15 protein-coding genes are annotated in these 14,384 nt (G+C 62.5%); 12 read left to right on the top strand and 3 right to left on the bottom strand.

The genetic code is table 11. From position 1 onward, the window contains the following. Positions 1-79: 79 nt before the first annotated feature. The 5 genes from cysT to PanNE5_RS20125 all read left to right on the top strand — a co-directional run bounded on the left by cysT (position 80) and on the right by PanNE5_RS20125 (position 5,357). Positions 80-880, top strand: coding sequence for a sulfate ABC transporter permease subunit CysT (gene cysT / locus PanNE5_RS20145; protein ID WP_410007598.1), 801 nt, complete (start codon positions 80-82; stop codon positions 878-880). Positions 881-900: 20 nt separating this feature from the next. Further along, on the top strand, positions 901-1,806 hold the full coding sequence (gene cysW, locus PanNE5_RS20140; protein ID WP_261938706.1) for a sulfate ABC transporter permease subunit CysW: 906 nt from the start codon (positions 901-903) through the stop codon (positions 1,804-1,806). Positions 1,807-1,833: 27 nt separating this feature from the next. After that, entirely contained in the window at positions 1,834-2,922 is a 1,089-nt protein-coding gene (locus tag PanNE5_RS20135; RefSeq protein WP_261938705.1) for a sulfate/molybdate ABC transporter ATP-binding protein, read from the top strand. A 269-nt stretch (positions 2,923-3,191) separates the two neighbouring features. After that, positions 3,192-4,130, top strand: coding sequence for a CysB family HTH-type transcriptional regulator (locus PanNE5_RS20130; RefSeq protein ID WP_017232296.1), 939 nt, complete (start codon positions 3,192-3,194; stop codon positions 4,128-4,130). A gap of 186 nt (positions 4,131-4,316) precedes the next feature. Continuing rightward, positions 4,317-5,357, top strand: coding sequence for an asparaginase (locus PanNE5_RS20125; protein ID WP_017232295.1), 1,041 nt, complete (start codon positions 4,317-4,319; stop codon positions 5,355-5,357). 126 nt (positions 5,358-5,483) lie between these two features. Here the strand turns inward: PanNE5_RS20125 and glxR are convergent, their stop codons facing one another. The 3 genes from glxR to gcl form a co-directional block, all read right to left on the bottom strand. Beyond that, positions 5,484-6,365 (bottom strand): 2-hydroxy-3-oxopropionate reductase, encoded by an 882-nt coding sequence (glxR, locus tag PanNE5_RS20120; protein ID WP_017232294.1) that lies wholly within the window; start codon positions 6,363-6,365, stop codon positions 5,484-5,486. A gap of 239 nt (positions 6,366-6,604) precedes the next feature. After that, the gene (gene hyi / locus PanNE5_RS20115) at positions 6,605-7,396 is read right to left on the bottom strand and encodes a hydroxypyruvate isomerase (protein ID WP_017232293.1); all 792 of its coding nucleotides are present in this window, start codon (positions 7,394-7,396) and stop codon (positions 6,605-6,607) included. 156 nt (positions 7,397-7,552) lie between these two features. Further along, on the bottom strand, positions 7,553-9,319 hold the full coding sequence (gene gcl, locus PanNE5_RS20110; RefSeq protein ID WP_017232292.1) for a glyoxylate carboligase: 1,767 nt from the start codon (positions 9,317-9,319) through the stop codon (positions 7,553-7,555). A gap of 121 nt (positions 9,320-9,440) precedes the next feature. On the opposite strand from gcl, the gene PanNE5_RS20105 reads away from it, so the two are divergent. From PanNE5_RS20105 to PanNE5_RS20075, 7 genes are all read left to right on the top strand, one after another. Beyond that, a complete protein-coding gene (locus tag PanNE5_RS20105) occupies positions 9,441-10,352 on the top strand; it encodes a LysR family transcriptional regulator (protein ID WP_017232291.1) in 912 nt (303 codons plus the stop codon). Between the two features lie 118 nt (positions 10,353-10,470). Next, positions 10,471-10,848 (top strand): 30S ribosomal protein S6, encoded by a 378-nt coding sequence (gene rpsF / locus PanNE5_RS20100; protein WP_017232290.1) that lies wholly within the window; start codon positions 10,471-10,473, stop codon positions 10,846-10,848. Between the two features lie 46 nt (positions 10,849-10,894). Next, entirely contained in the window at positions 10,895-11,197 is a 303-nt protein-coding gene (priB, locus tag PanNE5_RS20095; protein ID WP_017232289.1) for a primosomal replication protein N, read from the top strand. A 2-nt stretch (positions 11,198-11,199) separates the two neighbouring features. Further along, entirely contained in the window at positions 11,200-11,481 is a 282-nt protein-coding gene (gene rpsR / locus PanNE5_RS20090; protein WP_017232288.1) for a 30S ribosomal protein S18, read from the top strand. 27 nt (positions 11,482-11,508) lie between these two features. Then, positions 11,509-11,961, top strand: coding sequence for a 50S ribosomal protein L9 (gene rplI, locus PanNE5_RS20085; RefSeq protein ID WP_017232287.1), 453 nt, complete (start codon positions 11,509-11,511; stop codon positions 11,959-11,961). Positions 11,962-12,262: 301 nt separating this feature from the next. After that, positions 12,263-13,630, top strand: coding sequence for a replicative DNA helicase (locus PanNE5_RS20080; protein WP_026131664.1), 1,368 nt, complete (start codon positions 12,263-12,265; stop codon positions 13,628-13,630). A 114-nt stretch (positions 13,631-13,744) separates the two neighbouring features. Further along, positions 13,745-14,371 (top strand): DUF47 domain-containing protein, encoded by a 627-nt coding sequence (locus PanNE5_RS20075; protein ID WP_017232285.1) that lies wholly within the window; start codon positions 13,745-13,747, stop codon positions 14,369-14,371. Positions 14,372-14,384 lie beyond the last annotated feature (13 nt).

Here is a 14,384-nt window from a genome sequence, read left to right as displayed (position 1 = left end):
ACAAAGGGATGCAAGCGTGAGTACCGTACTGTTTCCGCTCTGGCGCAAGCCGAGTGCTTTGCCAGGATTTGGCCTGACGATGGGCTACACGGTCGGCTATCTGAGCCTCGTGGTGTTGGTGCCGCTGCTGATGGTTTTCATCAAGGCCAGCTCGCTCGATTGGGCGAGCTTTATCGCCGCCGTGAGTTCGCCGCGCGTGTTGGCCTCATACCGCCTCACGTTCGGCCTGTCGCTCGCGGCGGCCATGCTCAACGCCGTGTTCGGTGTCGTGCTGGCGTGGGTGCTCGTGCGCTACTCATTCCCCGGCAAGCGTTTCGTCGATGCGCTGATCGACCTGCCATTTGCCTTGCCGACGTCGGTCGCGGGGATCGTGCTGGCCTCGATCTACGCGCCGAACGGCTGGATCGGACGCTGGTTCGCGCTGCTCGATCTCAAGATCGCGTTTACGCCGTTGGGCATCTTCGTGGCGCTGACATTTATCGGATTGCCGTTCGTTGTGCGCACGCTCCAGCCGGTGCTCGAGGAATTTGAACGCGAACAGGAAGAGGCCGCCGCGTGTCTGGGCGCAACACGTTGGCAGACACTGCGTCACGTCATTCTCCCCGCGGTGCTGCCTGCGCTACTGACCGGTTTTGCGCTGGCGTTTGCGCGCGCGGTGGGGGAGTACGGCTCGGTCATCTTCATTGCCGGCAACATTCCGATGGTCTCGGAAATCGCGTCACTGCTGATCGTCACCAAGCTCGAGCAGTACGACTATGCGGGCGCCGCGGCACTGGCTGTGGTGATGCTGGTGATCTCGTTCGTGTTGCTGCTGCTGATCAATACCCTGCAATGGTGGCTGCAACGCCGCCATGCGGGCCGACGCGCCAGTGGCGCTTGATTCAAGAGAACGTCTCGCTCATGTCCGATTCACTTGCGCTGTCGCGCGCCTTGCTGCAACCGATCCAGGCCCGCCAGGTCAATCCGACCGACGAGCCGGCGTTCGTCAAGGGCGCACTCATTGCCGTGGCGCTGTTGTTCTTCGCTTTGTTTCTGCTCTTGCCGCTCGCGTCGGTCTTCGTCACCGCGCTGGGCAAAGGCTTCCCCGCGTATTGGGACGGGTTGACGAACGACGACGCGCTGTCAGCGCTTCGTCTCACGCTGCTGGTCGCCGTCATTGCCGTGCCGCTGAACCTGGTGTTCGGTGTGGCGGCGTCGTGGGCGATTGCGCGTTTCGACTTCAAGGGCAAGAGCGTGTTGACGACGCTCATCGACTTGCCGTTCTCGGTCTCGCCGGTGATCGCGGGCATCACGTTCCTGCTGATCTTCGGTCGTCAGGGGCCGCTGTGGGACTTTCTCGACGCGCACAACCTGAAGGTCGTGTTCGCGCTGCCTGGACTGATACTCGCGACGGTGTTCGTCACGTTCCCATTCGTCGCGCGCGAATTGATCCCGCTCATGCAGGCGCAGGGCAGCGAAGAGGAGGAGGCGGCGCGCGTGCTGGGGGCCAGCGGGTGGCAGATATTCACGCGCGTGACGCTGCCGAAAATCAAATGGGGCCTGCTGTATGGCGTGATCCTTTGCAATGCCCGGGCGATGGGTGAGTTCGGTGCCGTGTCGGTCGTCTCCGGCCATATTCGCGGCGAGACGAACACGCTGCCGCTGCACGTGGAAATTGAATACAACGACTACCACACGGTGGGCGCGTTCGCGGCGGCGTCGATTCTCGCGATGCTCGCGCTCGCCACGCTGGCGCTGAAGCTGTGGGCTGAGCGCAAGCTGGCGCAGGACAAGGCAGCGCGTCGCGAAGACGTCGTGCCGGCCTGAGCCGATATTGATTCGAGGAGCAAGACCATGAGCATTCAGGTACAACGGGTGTCAAAACGCTTCGGCGATTTTGCGGCGCTCGATGACGTCACGCTGGAATTCCCGACAGGCGAACTGGTCGCGCTGCTGGGGCCGTCCGGCTGCGGCAAGACCACACTGCTGCGTATCGTCGCGGGCCTGGAGTTCGCCGACGCCGGTCGCGTCGTGCTCAACGGCGAGGACGTGGCGACGGTCGGCACGCGCGAGCGTCAGGTCGGCTTCGTGTTTCAGCACTATGCGCTCTTCCGTCACATGACCGTGTTCGAGAATGTGGCGTTCGGGCTGCGCGTGAAGTCGCGCCGCGAGCGGCTCACGGACGCGCAGATCCGCGCCAAGGTGCATGAACTGCTTGGCCTGGTGCAACTCGACTGGCTGGCCGATCACTATCCGGCGGAACTCTCGGGCGGTCAGCGTCAGCGCATTGCGTTGGCGCGTGCACTGGCCGTCGAGCCGAAGGTGCTGCTGCTCGACGAACCGTTCGGGGCGCTCGATGCCAAGGTGCGCAAGGAATTGCGTAGCTGGCTTCGCCGTCTGCACGACGAGCTGCACATCACCACGATCTTCGTCACGCACGACCAGGAAGAGGCGCTCGAAGTGGCCGACCGTATAGTGCTGATGAATCGCGGCAGCGTCGAACAGATCGGCGCGCCACAGGACGTGTACGACACGCCGCGCAGCCCGTTCGTCTATGAGTTTCTCGGCGCCGTGAACCGGCTGCCGGGCGAGTTGCGCACGCACGACTTCATTGCCGATGTCGGTGCCGGTGCCGGCGCGTTTCGCGTGACGGTGCACAAGGACGATTTGCCCGCTGCGCCGCCGGACGGTCGCGTGATGGCGTATGTGCGTCCGCACGATCTTGCGCTGCTGCCGGCGCACGACGGTGGGCCGGGGATCGACGTGGCCGTGCGCCGCGCCATTCCGCTGGGCGGCACCGTGCGCGTGGAACTTGCCGCGCCGGGAGGGGCGGTGTGGGAAGCGGAACTGACTCGCGCTGGCTGGCAGGCGCTCGGCGCGCAAAGTGGTGCGCCGATGCGGGCGGTGCCGCGTCAGTTGCGGGTGTTTGCCGCGCCGGCGTGAGCCGCACGACAAAACGACGGCGCTAGTCCACGCGACCTGGGGGCGCCACGCCTAACGACCTGACAGACGATCTAACCAACGACCGGACAAGACGTAGCGAACAAGGCCTAGCAAATACGACGTAGCAAATACGACGTAGCAAACACGACGTAGCAAACACGACGTAGCAAACACGACGTAGCAAACACGACGTCACGTACAGGACCTTACGAACAAGACGTCATGAACAAGACGTCATGAACCGGCAAGCCACAGGGTGGAGTCCCCTCATGAATTTTCAGCAATTGCGCTACGTGCGCGAAGCCGTTCGGCAGAATCTCAACCTGACGGAAGCCGCCAGTGCGCTGTACACGTCGCAGTCGGGCGTGAGCAAGCAGATCAAGGATCTCGAAGACGAACTGGGCGTGGATGTTTTCGTGCGTCGCGGCAAGCGGCTCACGGGGCTGACCGAGCCAGGCAAGGCCGTGCTGCAACTGATCGAGCGCATGTTGCTCGACGCCGAGAACTTGCGCCGTGTGGCGCGTCAGTTCGCGGATCAGGACAGCGGCCATCTCGTGCTGGCGACGACCCACACGCAGGCGCGCTATGCGCTGCCGCAGGTCATCAAGCAATTCACGAGCGTGTTCCCAAAGGTGCAACTGGCGTTGAGGCAGGGCAGCCCGCGTCAGATTGCACAGATGGTGATCGACGGCGAGGCCGACATCGGCATCACGACCGAGGCGCTCGATCGCTTTCCCGATATCGTCACGTTCCCGTGCTACTCGTGGCATCACGTCGCCGTCGTGCCGAAGGATCATCCGCTCGTCGGGCGAGCGGGCGTCACGCTGGCGGAGATCGCCGACTATCCAATCATCACCTATGACGGCGACTTCACGGGGCGCTCGCACGTGGACAAGGCGTTCTCGGACCAGGGTCTGGTGCCGGACATCGTGCTCACCGCGCTCGATACGGACGTGATCAAGACATACGTCGAGCTGGGATTGGGGGTGGGGATCGTGGCGGCGATGGCTGTCGATCCGCGCAAGGACCAGGATCTGGTGGTGCTGGAACTCGACAACGCGTTCGAGCCGAGCACGACGCGCATCGGCGTTCGCCGCGGGGCGTTTCTGCGCTCGTATGCTTACCGCTTCATCGAAATGCTCGCCCCGGCGCTCAAGGAGCAGGACATCTCGACGCAACTGCGCGAAGCGCTTGAATTTGCGGCCTGATGCGTCGTCGCGCCGGGCCGCATGGGCGGCCTGCTCAAGCGGCGCCGGGCGTTGCCTGATGTCGTCCCGCGTTGTCGGGCGCGCCGCTGCCCGTCGGCCGTGACCCGGCCGCGATCCCGTTCAACGCGGCGGGTTCCATATTTTCAGCGATTGGGAAGCCGGGCAGTATTGGATACAATTACTGCCATGACTTCGACCTCATTCAACCCGATTCCCCACTACACGGTGTCATCGGGCGATCTGCCGCGCATTGCGTTGCTCGCCACGGGTGGCACGATCGCGGGCAGCGCGTCCGACGCCACGCGTACCGCCGCTTATCAAGCCGGGGCGCTCGGTGTCCAGGACTTGCTCGCGGCGGTTCCGGCGCTGGGCAGCGTTGCGCATATCCACGCGGAGCAGGTCGCGCAGATCGATAGCAAGGACATGAGCGTGGCGCTTTGGCAGAAGCTGGCCGCGCGCGTGAATGCGTTGCTCTCGCAGCCCGATGTGGCCGGTGCGGTGATTACCCATGGCACCGATACGCTCGAAGAAACGGCGTACTACCTGCATCTGACGGTCAACAGTCGCAAGCCGGTGGTGCTGACCGCGGCGATGCGGCCCGCGACGGCGCTCTCGGCTGACGGCCCGCTCAACCTGCTCAACGCCGTGCGCGTGGCCACCGACCCGATTTCGGCCGGGCGCGGCGTGATGGTCGCCATCAACAACCAGATTCATTGCGCGCGCGACGTCATCAAGACGAGTACCTACAAGGTCGATGCGTTTCACTCGCCGGAGATCGGCGTGCTTGGCTGGGTGCAGGACGAGCGCGTGGCGTATCAACGTGCGGCGTTGCAGTACCACACCGTCGAAAGCGAGTTCGTCGGGCTGTCGGGCGAGTTGCCGGCTGTCGAGGTGGTCTCGAGTTATGCGGGGGTGTCGCGGATCGCCGTCGACGCCCTGGTGGAAGCCGGCGTGCAGGGCATCGTGGTGGCGGGCACGGGCAACGGCTCGCTGCATTCATTGCTGCAACAGGCGCTGGCCGAAGCGGTGCAGCGCGGTGTGACGGTCGTGCGCGCCGCGCGGGTGGGCAGCGGACATGTCATGCACAACGGCGCGGCACCCGACGATCAGTATGGCTTCGTGAGCGCAGGCAACCTGCATCCGTTCAAGGCGCGTGTCTTGCTGATGCTCGCGTTGCAGGCGGGCGTGCCGCGCGAGCGCATGCAGAGCTTGTTTGACGAGTATTGAACCAGCCAAGCGCCAGCGCATAAAAAAGCGACCCTCAACGAAAAGGCGCCGAACCTTGCGGCCCGGCGCCCGTCGTCATCCACCGCATCTCCCTGATGGCCTGACGCTCCCTACGCGGTCAATGCTTTACGCCACGGTATGGTTAGCCAGCATTTCCAGCGCGCGCACCATGCCCGAGTGATCCCACGCGGCGCCGCCGTTTGCGGCACACGCGTTGAACAGCTCCTGGCACGTGGCCGTGTTCGGCAGCGACACGCCGAGGGCCTTGGCGCTCTGCAGCGCCAGATTCAGATCCTTCTGGTGCAGGGCAATGCGGAAGCCCGGTTCGAAGTTGCGCTTGACCATGCGCTCGCCGTGCACTTCGAGAATGCGCGACGATGCGAAGCCGCCCATCAGCGCCTCACGCACCTTCGCGGGATCGGCACCGGCCTTCGACGCGAACAGCAAAGCCTCACCTACGGCTTCGATCGTCAGCGCGACCACGATCTGGTTGGCGACCTTGCAGGTCTGGCCGGCACCGCTCTCGCCCACGAGCGTGATGTTCTTGCCCATCAGTTCGAAGAACGGCTTCACATCGTCGAACGCCGCTTGCGAGCCGCCGACCATGATCGACAGCGTGGCGCCTTTTGCGCCGACTTCACCGCCCGAGACCGGGGCGTCGAGGTATTCGCAGCCCAGCGCCTTGACCTTCTTGGCGTATTCCTTCGTTTCGATCGGCGAGATGGAGCTCATGTCCACGACGATCTTGCCTGCCGACAGGCCTTCGGCCAGACCGTCCTGACCGAACAGGACGGCACCCACATCAGGGGTATCCGGCACCATCACGAAGACGATGTCGGCGCGTTTGGCGACTTCCTTGGCCGACGTGCAAACCGTGGCCTGACCGTCGATCAGGTCTTGCGGGGGCGTGCGGCGCTCATACAGGAACAGCTTGTGACCGGCATTTTGCAGATGCTTCGCCATCGGCGCGCCCATGATGCCCAGACCAATGAAACCGAGTTGTGCCATTTCGTAACTCCTTGTTGCCAAAGTGTGATGTGGTGTCGCTGACGCTCAGACGAGCGGGGCGGTGACGCCTTATCGCGGCGCCCCCGTGCTCCGGCCGCATGCCCCCTGCATGCGGCCGGCGGGGCCCTTCCTCGTCGAAACCCGGTCAGCCGGCGCACCGCCTCGGGCGGATACGCCTTCGTTTCTTCCGCGTGCCACCGGGGGAGGTGTCGCGCGGTGGGTATGGGGGCGCGTAGGAATTACGCCGCTTCGCGCAGCCCCGCTGCCTTGAACCAGCCGAGGCCCTCGGTCGTGGTGGTGGCCGGTTTGTACTCGCAACCGATCCATCCTTGGTAGCCAATGCGGTCGAGGAACGCGAACAGGTAGGCGTAGTTGATCTCGCCCGTGCCCGGCTCGTTGCGGCCCGGGTTGTCCGCCAGTTGCACGTGAGCGATGCGCGCCAGATTCGTCTCGATGGTCTTGGCGAGTTCGCCTTCCATGCGCTGCATGTGATAGATGTCGTACTGCAGGAACAGGTTGTCCGAACCCACGGCGTCGAAGATCTCCAACGCCTGCTTCGTGCGGTTCACGAAGAAGCCGGGAATGTCGTACGTGTTGATCGGCTCGACCAGCAGTCGGATGCCTTCGGCCTTGAGGGCATCGGCGGCGAAGCGCAGGTTACCCACGAGCGTGTCTTGCGCGACTTGCGTCGACAGGTCCGCGCCTTGCTTGCCCACGAGGCAGTTCAGTTGCTTCACACCCAGCGCCTTGGCGTAGGTGATGGCTTCGCCCACGCCGTCGCGGAATTCGGCCACGCGCTCGGGGAAGATCGCGATGCCGCGCTCGCCCGCATCCCAGTTGCCGGCGGGCAGGTTGTGCAGCACGAGATCGAGCTGGTACTGGTTCAGCTTGTCAGCGATCTGGTCGCGATGAAACGCGTACGGGAACAGGAACTCCACGCCGCGAAAGCCCGCTGCGGCGGCCGCCTTGAAGCGGTCGAGGAACGGCACCTCGTTGAACAGCATGGTCAGATTGGCGGCAAATTTCGGCATTGCGCTGACTCCTCTTTCTCTCTTTTAGGGGGTGGTTTCGACGATTTCGATGCCAGGGTGTTGCAAGGTTGCGGGGCGCCTGCTTTTTTCGTTCAAGGGGTCTAGCCGAGAGCGCAGGGGACGCACGCGCCCCGCAAACCGTTTTACAGCGTTGACTTACGCCGACACTGCGTTGTCTTCTTCCACCACGTCGATGATGTCTTCGAACTCGTTGACGTTGTTGATCTCGGTGCCCATCGCAATGTTGGTCACACGCTCGAGAATCACTTCCACGATCACCGGCACGGAGAACTCGGCCATCAGCTTGCGGGCCTGGGCGAACGCCGGCTGGATGTCGTTCGGCTGGAACACACGGATCGCCTTCACGCCGAGGCCTTCGGCCACCTTCACGTGATCGACGCCGTAACCGTTGACTTCCGGCGAGTTCACGTTCTCGAACGCGAGCTGCACGCAGTAGTCCATGTCGAAGTTGCGCTGCGCCTGACGGATCAGGCCCAGGTACGAGTTGTTCACGACCACGTGGATGTACGGCACCTTGAACTGCGCGGCCACGGCCAGTTCTTCGATCATGAACTGGAAGTCATAGTCGCCCGAGATCGCCACCACGTCCGACGACGGCGAGGCAACCTTCGCCCCGATGGCGGCCGGCACCGTCCAGCCCAGCGGGCCTGCCTGGCCGCAGTTGATCCAGTGGCGTGGCTTGTTCACGTGCAGGAACTGCGCGGCGGCGATCTGCGACAGACCGATGGTCGAGACATAGCGCACATCGCGACCGAAGAATGCGTTCATTTCCTGATACACGCGCTGCGGCTTGATCGGCACCTGATCGAAGTCCGTGCGGCGCAGCATGGTGCGCTTGCGCTTCTGGCAATCGGCCACCCATTGCGCACGATCCGGCAGACGGCCGGCGGCCTTCAGTTCCTTGGCAACTTCCACGAACAGCGTGAGCGCGGCCTTGGCGTCGGAGACGATGCCGTAGTCCGGACCGAACACGCGGCCGATTTGCGTCGGCTCGATGTCGACGTGCACGAACTTGCGGCCCTTGGTGAACACGTCGACGCTGCCCGTGTGGCGATTGGCCCAGCGGTTGCCGATGCCCATCACGAAGTCCGACGCGAGCATCGTCGCATTGCCGAAGCGATGCGAGGTCTGCAGTCCGACCATGCCGGCCATGAGCGGATGGTCGTCGGCAATGGTGCCCCAGCCCATGAGCGTGGGCACGACCGGCACGTTCACGGTCTCGGCGAACTCGACGAGCAGGTCGGCGGCGTCGGCATTGATCACACCACCGCCCGAGACGATAAGCGGGCGCTCCGATGCGACCAGCATCTGAATGGCCTTCTCGATCTGGGCGCGCGTGGCCGCGGGCTTGTACACCGGCAGCGGTTCGTAGGTGTCCGGATCGAATTCGATCTCGGCAACCTGCACGTCGAACGGCAGATCGATGAGCACCGGACCCGGACGGCCCGAGCGCATCAGGTGGAATGCCTGCTGGAACACGCGCGGCACGAGCGCGGGCTCGCGCACCGTCACGGCCCACTTGGTGACCGGCTTGGCGATCGTCTCGATGTCGACAGCCTGGAAATCTTCCTTGTACAGACGGGCGCGCGGCGCCTGACCCGTGATGCAGAGGATGGGAATCGAATCGGCCCAGGCGGAGTACAGGCCGGTAATCATGTCGGTGCCCGCAGGCCCCGAGGTGCCGATGCACAGGCCGATATTGCCGGCTTCGGCGCGGGTGTAACCTTCGGCCATGTGGGACGCGCCCTCGACGTGGCGTGCGAGCACGTGCTCCACGCTGCCGGCCTTGCGCATTGCCGAATAGAACGGGTTGATGGCAGCACCGGGCACACCGAATGCGGTGGTGACACCTTCTTTCTCGAGCACTCGAATTGCGGCCTCTACGGCGGTCATCTTGGCCATGTGACGTCTCCAATGGGTAATGAGTCAATGTGTTGGAAGCCACTTTAAGCCGGTACGATTTGTTTGATAAGATCACAAAAGATCGTTTTTTTAAGAACAAAAAGTATCGAATGGAGGGGGCATGGACCGATTCAAACAGATCGAAACCTTCGTGCAGGTGGCCGAAGCGGGCAGTCTGGCCGCCGCGGCCTTAAAGGAAGGGGTCTCGCCGGTGATCCTCGGAAGGCGCATCGACGCGCTCGAAAAGCGTCTGGGCATCAAGCTGATGTACCGCTCGACACGACGGCTTGCGTTGTCGGAAGAGGGCGGCGCGTTCCTAGAGCGGTGCAAACAGTTGCTCGGCGACTGGGAGATGGCCGAGAACGAAATCAGCGCGGGGCGTCATGCCGTTTCGGGGCACCTGATCGTGTCGGCGCCGGCGGCGTTCGGGCGCAAGCACGTCGCGCCGCATGCGCCGGCGTTCCTGCGCCTGCACCCCGAGGTGCAGATTTCGTTCAACCTGACCGACCGCGTGGTCGACCTCGTGCGCGAGGGGTACGACATGGGCATTCGCATCGGCGGCTCGGTCGATCCGAATTTCGTGGCTGTCAAACTCGCCCAGAACCGGCGCGTGGTGTGCGGCACCCCGGCATATTTCGCCCGCTACGGTCGTCCGAAGACGCTCGAAGACCTGGCCAGGCACAACTGCCTCGCGTTCAACCTGCAAGGCGGCCAGCAGCGCGGTTGGTACTTCAAGCGCCAGGGCAAGCTCGTGACGATTCGCGTGGCGGGCAGTCTGGACTGCAACGACGGCGAGTTGCTGCACCGCTGGTCACTGGAGGGCATCGGGCTGGGCTGGCGCTCGACGTGGGAAATCCAGCGCGAACTGCTCTCCGGCGAACTGGAGACCGTGCTCGACGAGTACGCGTTACCTGACTACGACATCCTCGCCGTGTACCCCCAACAGCGCTTCCAGCCCGCGCGGGTGCGCCTGTTCATCGAGCAACTGCGGCAAATCTATGCCCGTCCGAACTATTGGCTGGAAAACACTTGACCGGTCCTGATGAGACGGCAGTTGATGATCGACGTGAAATCCGCTAGAATCGCGGGTTCTGCAACCTTGCTGCACTGGTTTTGACGCCCGGGCGGCTTTGTCCATAAGGAGCTTATATATGCGTCATTATGAAATCGTATTTATCGTTCACCCCGATCAGAGCGAGCAAGTGCCTGCGATGATCGAGCGCTACAAGAGCATGGTGACGGCCAAGGCCGGTCAGATCCATCGCATCGAAGACTGGGGCCGTCGTCAACTGGCGTACATGATCGAGAAGCTGGCCAAGGCTCACTACGTCTGCATGAACATCGAATGCGACCAGGAAACCCTGGACGAGCTGGAACACGCATTCAAGTTCAACGACGCCGTGCTGCGCCACCTCGTGGTTCGCATGAAGAAGGCCGAGACCGCACCGTCGCCGATGATGAAGGAAGTGGCCCGCGAAGAAGCCAAGAAGGCTGCCGCGACGCCCGCGACCGAAGCTGCCGCATCGTAATTAGCGCACCGGAGCGCATCAGGGAATCCACGGAAACGTCGACCGCGTGAATCGCTTACGGCTTGAAGCCAGCATCGTCGAAATCGGCACGCTGCGCTATACCCCAGCCGGGCTTCCCGTGATCGAGGTCACGCTGGCCTATGCGGGAACCGTCGAAGAGTCGGGCGTGGCCCGGCAAGTCGAGTTCTCGATGCCAGCCGTTGCGATCGGTCCCCTCAGTGCCAAAGTCATGGCGTTGGGACTGGAGAAACCGGCCCAGTGGGCAGGGTTTCTGGCCAAGAAGCATCGCAATAGCCGCACCCTGGTGTTTCACATCACAGCATTGCAAGTATTTGAAAAGGATTGTTGAACATGCCGCGTCCTAACGGTAAAAACAAGAAGTTTGATCGCCGCCGCCAACAGCAAAACCCGCTGTTCAAGCGCAAGAAGTTCTGCCGCTTCACCGTCGCTGGTGTTGACCAGATCGATTACAAGGATATCGAGACGCTGAAGGACTTCATCGGCGACAACGGCAAGATCACCCCGGCTCGCCTGACGGGCACCAAGGCGCACTACCAGCGCCAGCTCGACACGGCCATCAAGCGCGCGCGTTTCCTCGCGCTGATGCCGTACACCGATCTGCACGGTGCTTAATCGCCAGTCGACGAAGGAGAATAGATAATGCAAGTGATTCTGCTGGAAAAAGTCGTCAACCTGGGTAACCTGGGCGACATCGTGAAGGTCAAGGATGGTTTCGCACGTAACTTCCTGATCCCGACCAAGAAGGCGCGTCGCGCCACCAAGGACGCGATCGCCGAGTTCGAAGTTCGCCGTGCCGACCTGGAAAAGGCTGCCACCGAGAAGCTGGCTGCCGCACAAGCCGAAGGCGAAAAGCTGTCGGGCCTGACCGTGCAAATCTCGCAGAAGGCCGGCGTTGACGGTCGTCTGTTCGGTTCGGTCACCAACTTCGATATCGCCGAAGCCCTGGGCACCCAAGGTTTCAAGGTTGAAAAGATGCAAGTGCGCCTGCCGAATGGCCCGCTCAAGACCGTGGGTGACTTCCCGGTCCAAGTGTCGCTGCACACGGACGTCGTCGTCGACGTGAACGTGTCGGTGCTGGGCGAGCACGCGTAAGCCGTATCCGCGTCAGCTTCCCGACGCGAACAAAAAACGGAAGTCGGTCCGCCGGCTTCCGTTTTTTTATGTCTGTCCCCTCTGTGGTGTCGGTTGCCGGGCTTTCCGATGGCCGCGCATGCGCAGGTCTATGCCGACCGCGTCCCGGTTGCGCACTCCCTTCCACGTTCCTCACGTTCGATAGCGCTGCCTTATGTTGCCTCCCGGGAAACTGCTGAACAAAACACGTTCGGAAAAATCGCCGCGCAAGCGCGATTTCGCCGGATCGGATCGTGAGCGCGGGGGCGGTATAATGCCCGGCATGAACGCTCCCGATCCCCAACTCGATTCCCTCAAAGTGCCGCCGCACTCTATCGAGGCGGAGCAATCCGTGCTCGGTGGGCTGCTGCTCGACAACGGGGCGTGGGATCGAATCGGCGACTTTCTGGCTGAATCGGACTTCTACCGCTATGACCACCGGCTGATCTATCAGCACATCGGTCGGTTGATCGCCAGCGACCGTCCTGCCGACGTGATCACCGTTTTCGAATCGCTCACCTCGGCCGGCAAAGCCGAGGACGTGGGCGGGCTCGCCTACCTGAACGCCCTGGCGCAGAATACGCCGAGTGCCGCGAACATTCGTCGTTACGCGGAAATCGTGCGCGACCGTGCGGTGTTGCGCAAGCTCGTGACAGTCGCCGACGAAATTGCGTCAGATGCTTTCAATCCACAGGGCAGGGAAGTGCGTCAGATGCTCGACGAGGCGGAAGCGAAGGTGTTTGCCATCGCGGAAGAAGGCTCGCGCAGCACGAACGGCTTCCTTGAACTGCAGCCGCTGCTCACGCAGGTGGTCGAGCGCATCGACGAGTTGTACCACCGCGAAGGCGGGAGCGACATCACCGGTATTCCGACGGGCTTCGTCGACCTGGATCGCATGACGTCGGGTTTCAACGGCGGCGATCTGATCATCGTGGCGGGCCGTCCGTCGATGGGTAAGACAACCTTCTCGATGAACATCGGCGAGCATATCGCCGTGGAAGAGGGGCTGCCGGTCGCCGTGTTCTCGATGGAAATGCCAGGCACGCAGTTGGCCATGCGTATGCTGGGGTCGGTGGGGCGTCTCGATCAGCATCGTCTTCGCACCGGCAAGCTGGTCGACGAAGACTGGCCGAAGCTCACGCACGCCATGCAGAAGATGAACGAGACGCAGCTTTTCGTCGACGAGACGCCTGCGCTCAATCCGATGGAGTTGCGCGCGCGCGCACGGCGTCTGGCACGTCAATGCGGCAAGCTGGGGCTGATCATCATCGATTACCTCCAGCTCATGAGCGGTTCGGGCAACGGCGAGAACCGCGCGACCGAAATCTCCGAGATTTCGCGTTCGCTCAAGGGGCTCGCCAAGGAGCTGAACGTGCCGGTGATCGCGCTCTCACAGCTCAACCGCAGTCTTGAACAACGCCCGAACAAGCGTCCGGTCATGTCGGACTTGCGTGAATCGGGTGCTATCGAACAGGATGCCGACATCATCCTGTTCATCTATCGCGACGAAGTGTACAACCCCGATACGCCCGACAAGGGCACTGCCGAGATCATCATCGCAAAACAGCGTAATGGTCCTATCGGTCAGGTGCGTCTGGCGTTCATCGGTGCGTATACCAAGTTCGACAATCTGGCCGGTCCCCAATATTGACGCATTGATTTCCGCCCATTCGTAAGGGCGTGCGGTAACGCGCGCCCGCAACGAGGTAGAATGTGACGTTTTTGTGTCGACCCGTCCCCTATTAATATCCGGAGTTTTCCAATAATGTTCGGTCGCTTCATGCCCACCGAGGGCAAGTTCTTTGAGCTGTTCAACCAGCACGCGGCGTGTATGGTTGCCGGCAGCCGCGAGCTGTCTGCCATGCTCAACGATCTGCCCAATGCCGAGGCACGCACCGTTGCCGTGCAGAACAACGAGAAGAAAGCGGATCGCATCACGCACGAGACCATCGACCTGATGCACAAGACGTTCATCACGCCGTTCGATCGCGATGAAATCCACAAGTTGATCAGCACGATGGACGACATCCTGGATCTGATGGAGGACGTGGCGACAGCCGTGTGGATGTACGACGTCAAGAGCGTGCCGTCCGAGGCGCGCACGCTGGGCGAGATTTGTGTGAAGTGTTGCGAACGGGTGCAAAGCACCGTGGCGCTGCTCAATGACATGGATCGCGCGCGCGAGATCCTGAAGCTCTGCGAGGAAATCGACGGGCTCGAATCGGACGCCGACCGCCTGTTGCGTGCGTCGCTCTCGAAGCTGTTTCGCGAAGAATCCGACGTGAAGGAGCTGATCAAGCAAAAGGCCGTGTCCGAATTGCTCGAATCGGTGACCGATAAGTGCGAGGACGTTGCCAACATCATCGAAGGCATTGTGCTGGAAAACGCCTGAGCGGAGACTTTCG

This window comes from Pandoraea sp. NE5 (genome assembly GCF_024363545.1).
Taxonomy (GTDB): Bacteria; Pseudomonadota; Gammaproteobacteria; order Burkholderiales; family Burkholderiaceae; genus Pandoraea; species Pandoraea cepalis.
This window is presented reverse-complemented; position numbering and strand designations above follow the sequence as displayed.

Bases quoted from the DNA above. Each gene is read 5' to 3' on its own strand.
- cysT (WP_410007598.1), top strand. From the start codon at position 80: ATGGGCTACACGGTCGGCTATCTGAGCCTCGTGGTGTTGGTGCCGCTG.
- cysW (WP_261938706.1), top strand. From the start codon at position 901: ATGTCCGATTCACTTGCGCTGTCGCGCGCCTTGCTGCAACCGATCCAG.
- PanNE5_RS20135 (WP_261938705.1), top strand. From the start codon at position 1,834: ATGAGCATTCAGGTACAACGGGTGTCAAAACGCTTCGGCGATTTTGCG.
- PanNE5_RS20130 (WP_017232296.1), top strand. From the start codon at position 3,192: ATGAATTTTCAGCAATTGCGCTACGTGCGCGAAGCCGTTCGGCAGAAT.
- PanNE5_RS20125 (WP_017232295.1), top strand. From the start codon at position 4,317: ATGACTTCGACCTCATTCAACCCGATTCCCCACTACACGGTGTCATCG.
- glxR (WP_017232294.1), bottom strand. From the start codon at position 6,365: ATGGCACAACTCGGTTTCATTGGTCTGGGCATCATGGGCGCGCCGATG.
- hyi (WP_017232293.1), bottom strand. From the start codon at position 7,396: ATGCCGAAATTTGCCGCCAATCTGACCATGCTGTTCAACGAGGTGCCG.
- gcl (WP_017232292.1), bottom strand. From the start codon at position 9,319: ATGGCCAAGATGACCGCCGTAGAGGCCGCAATTCGAGTGCTCGAGAAA.
- PanNE5_RS20105 (WP_017232291.1), top strand. From the start codon at position 9,441: ATGGACCGATTCAAACAGATCGAAACCTTCGTGCAGGTGGCCGAAGCG.
- rpsF (WP_017232290.1), top strand. From the start codon at position 10,471: ATGCGTCATTATGAAATCGTATTTATCGTTCACCCCGATCAGAGCGAG.
- rpsR (WP_017232288.1), top strand. From the start codon at position 11,200: ATGCCGCGTCCTAACGGTAAAAACAAGAAGTTTGATCGCCGCCGCCAA.
- rplI (WP_017232287.1), top strand. From the start codon at position 11,509: ATGCAAGTGATTCTGCTGGAAAAAGTCGTCAACCTGGGTAACCTGGGC.
- PanNE5_RS20080 (WP_026131664.1), top strand. From the start codon at position 12,263: ATGAACGCTCCCGATCCCCAACTCGATTCCCTCAAAGTGCCGCCGCAC.
- PanNE5_RS20075 (WP_017232285.1), top strand. From the start codon at position 13,745: ATGTTCGGTCGCTTCATGCCCACCGAGGGCAAGTTCTTTGAGCTGTTC.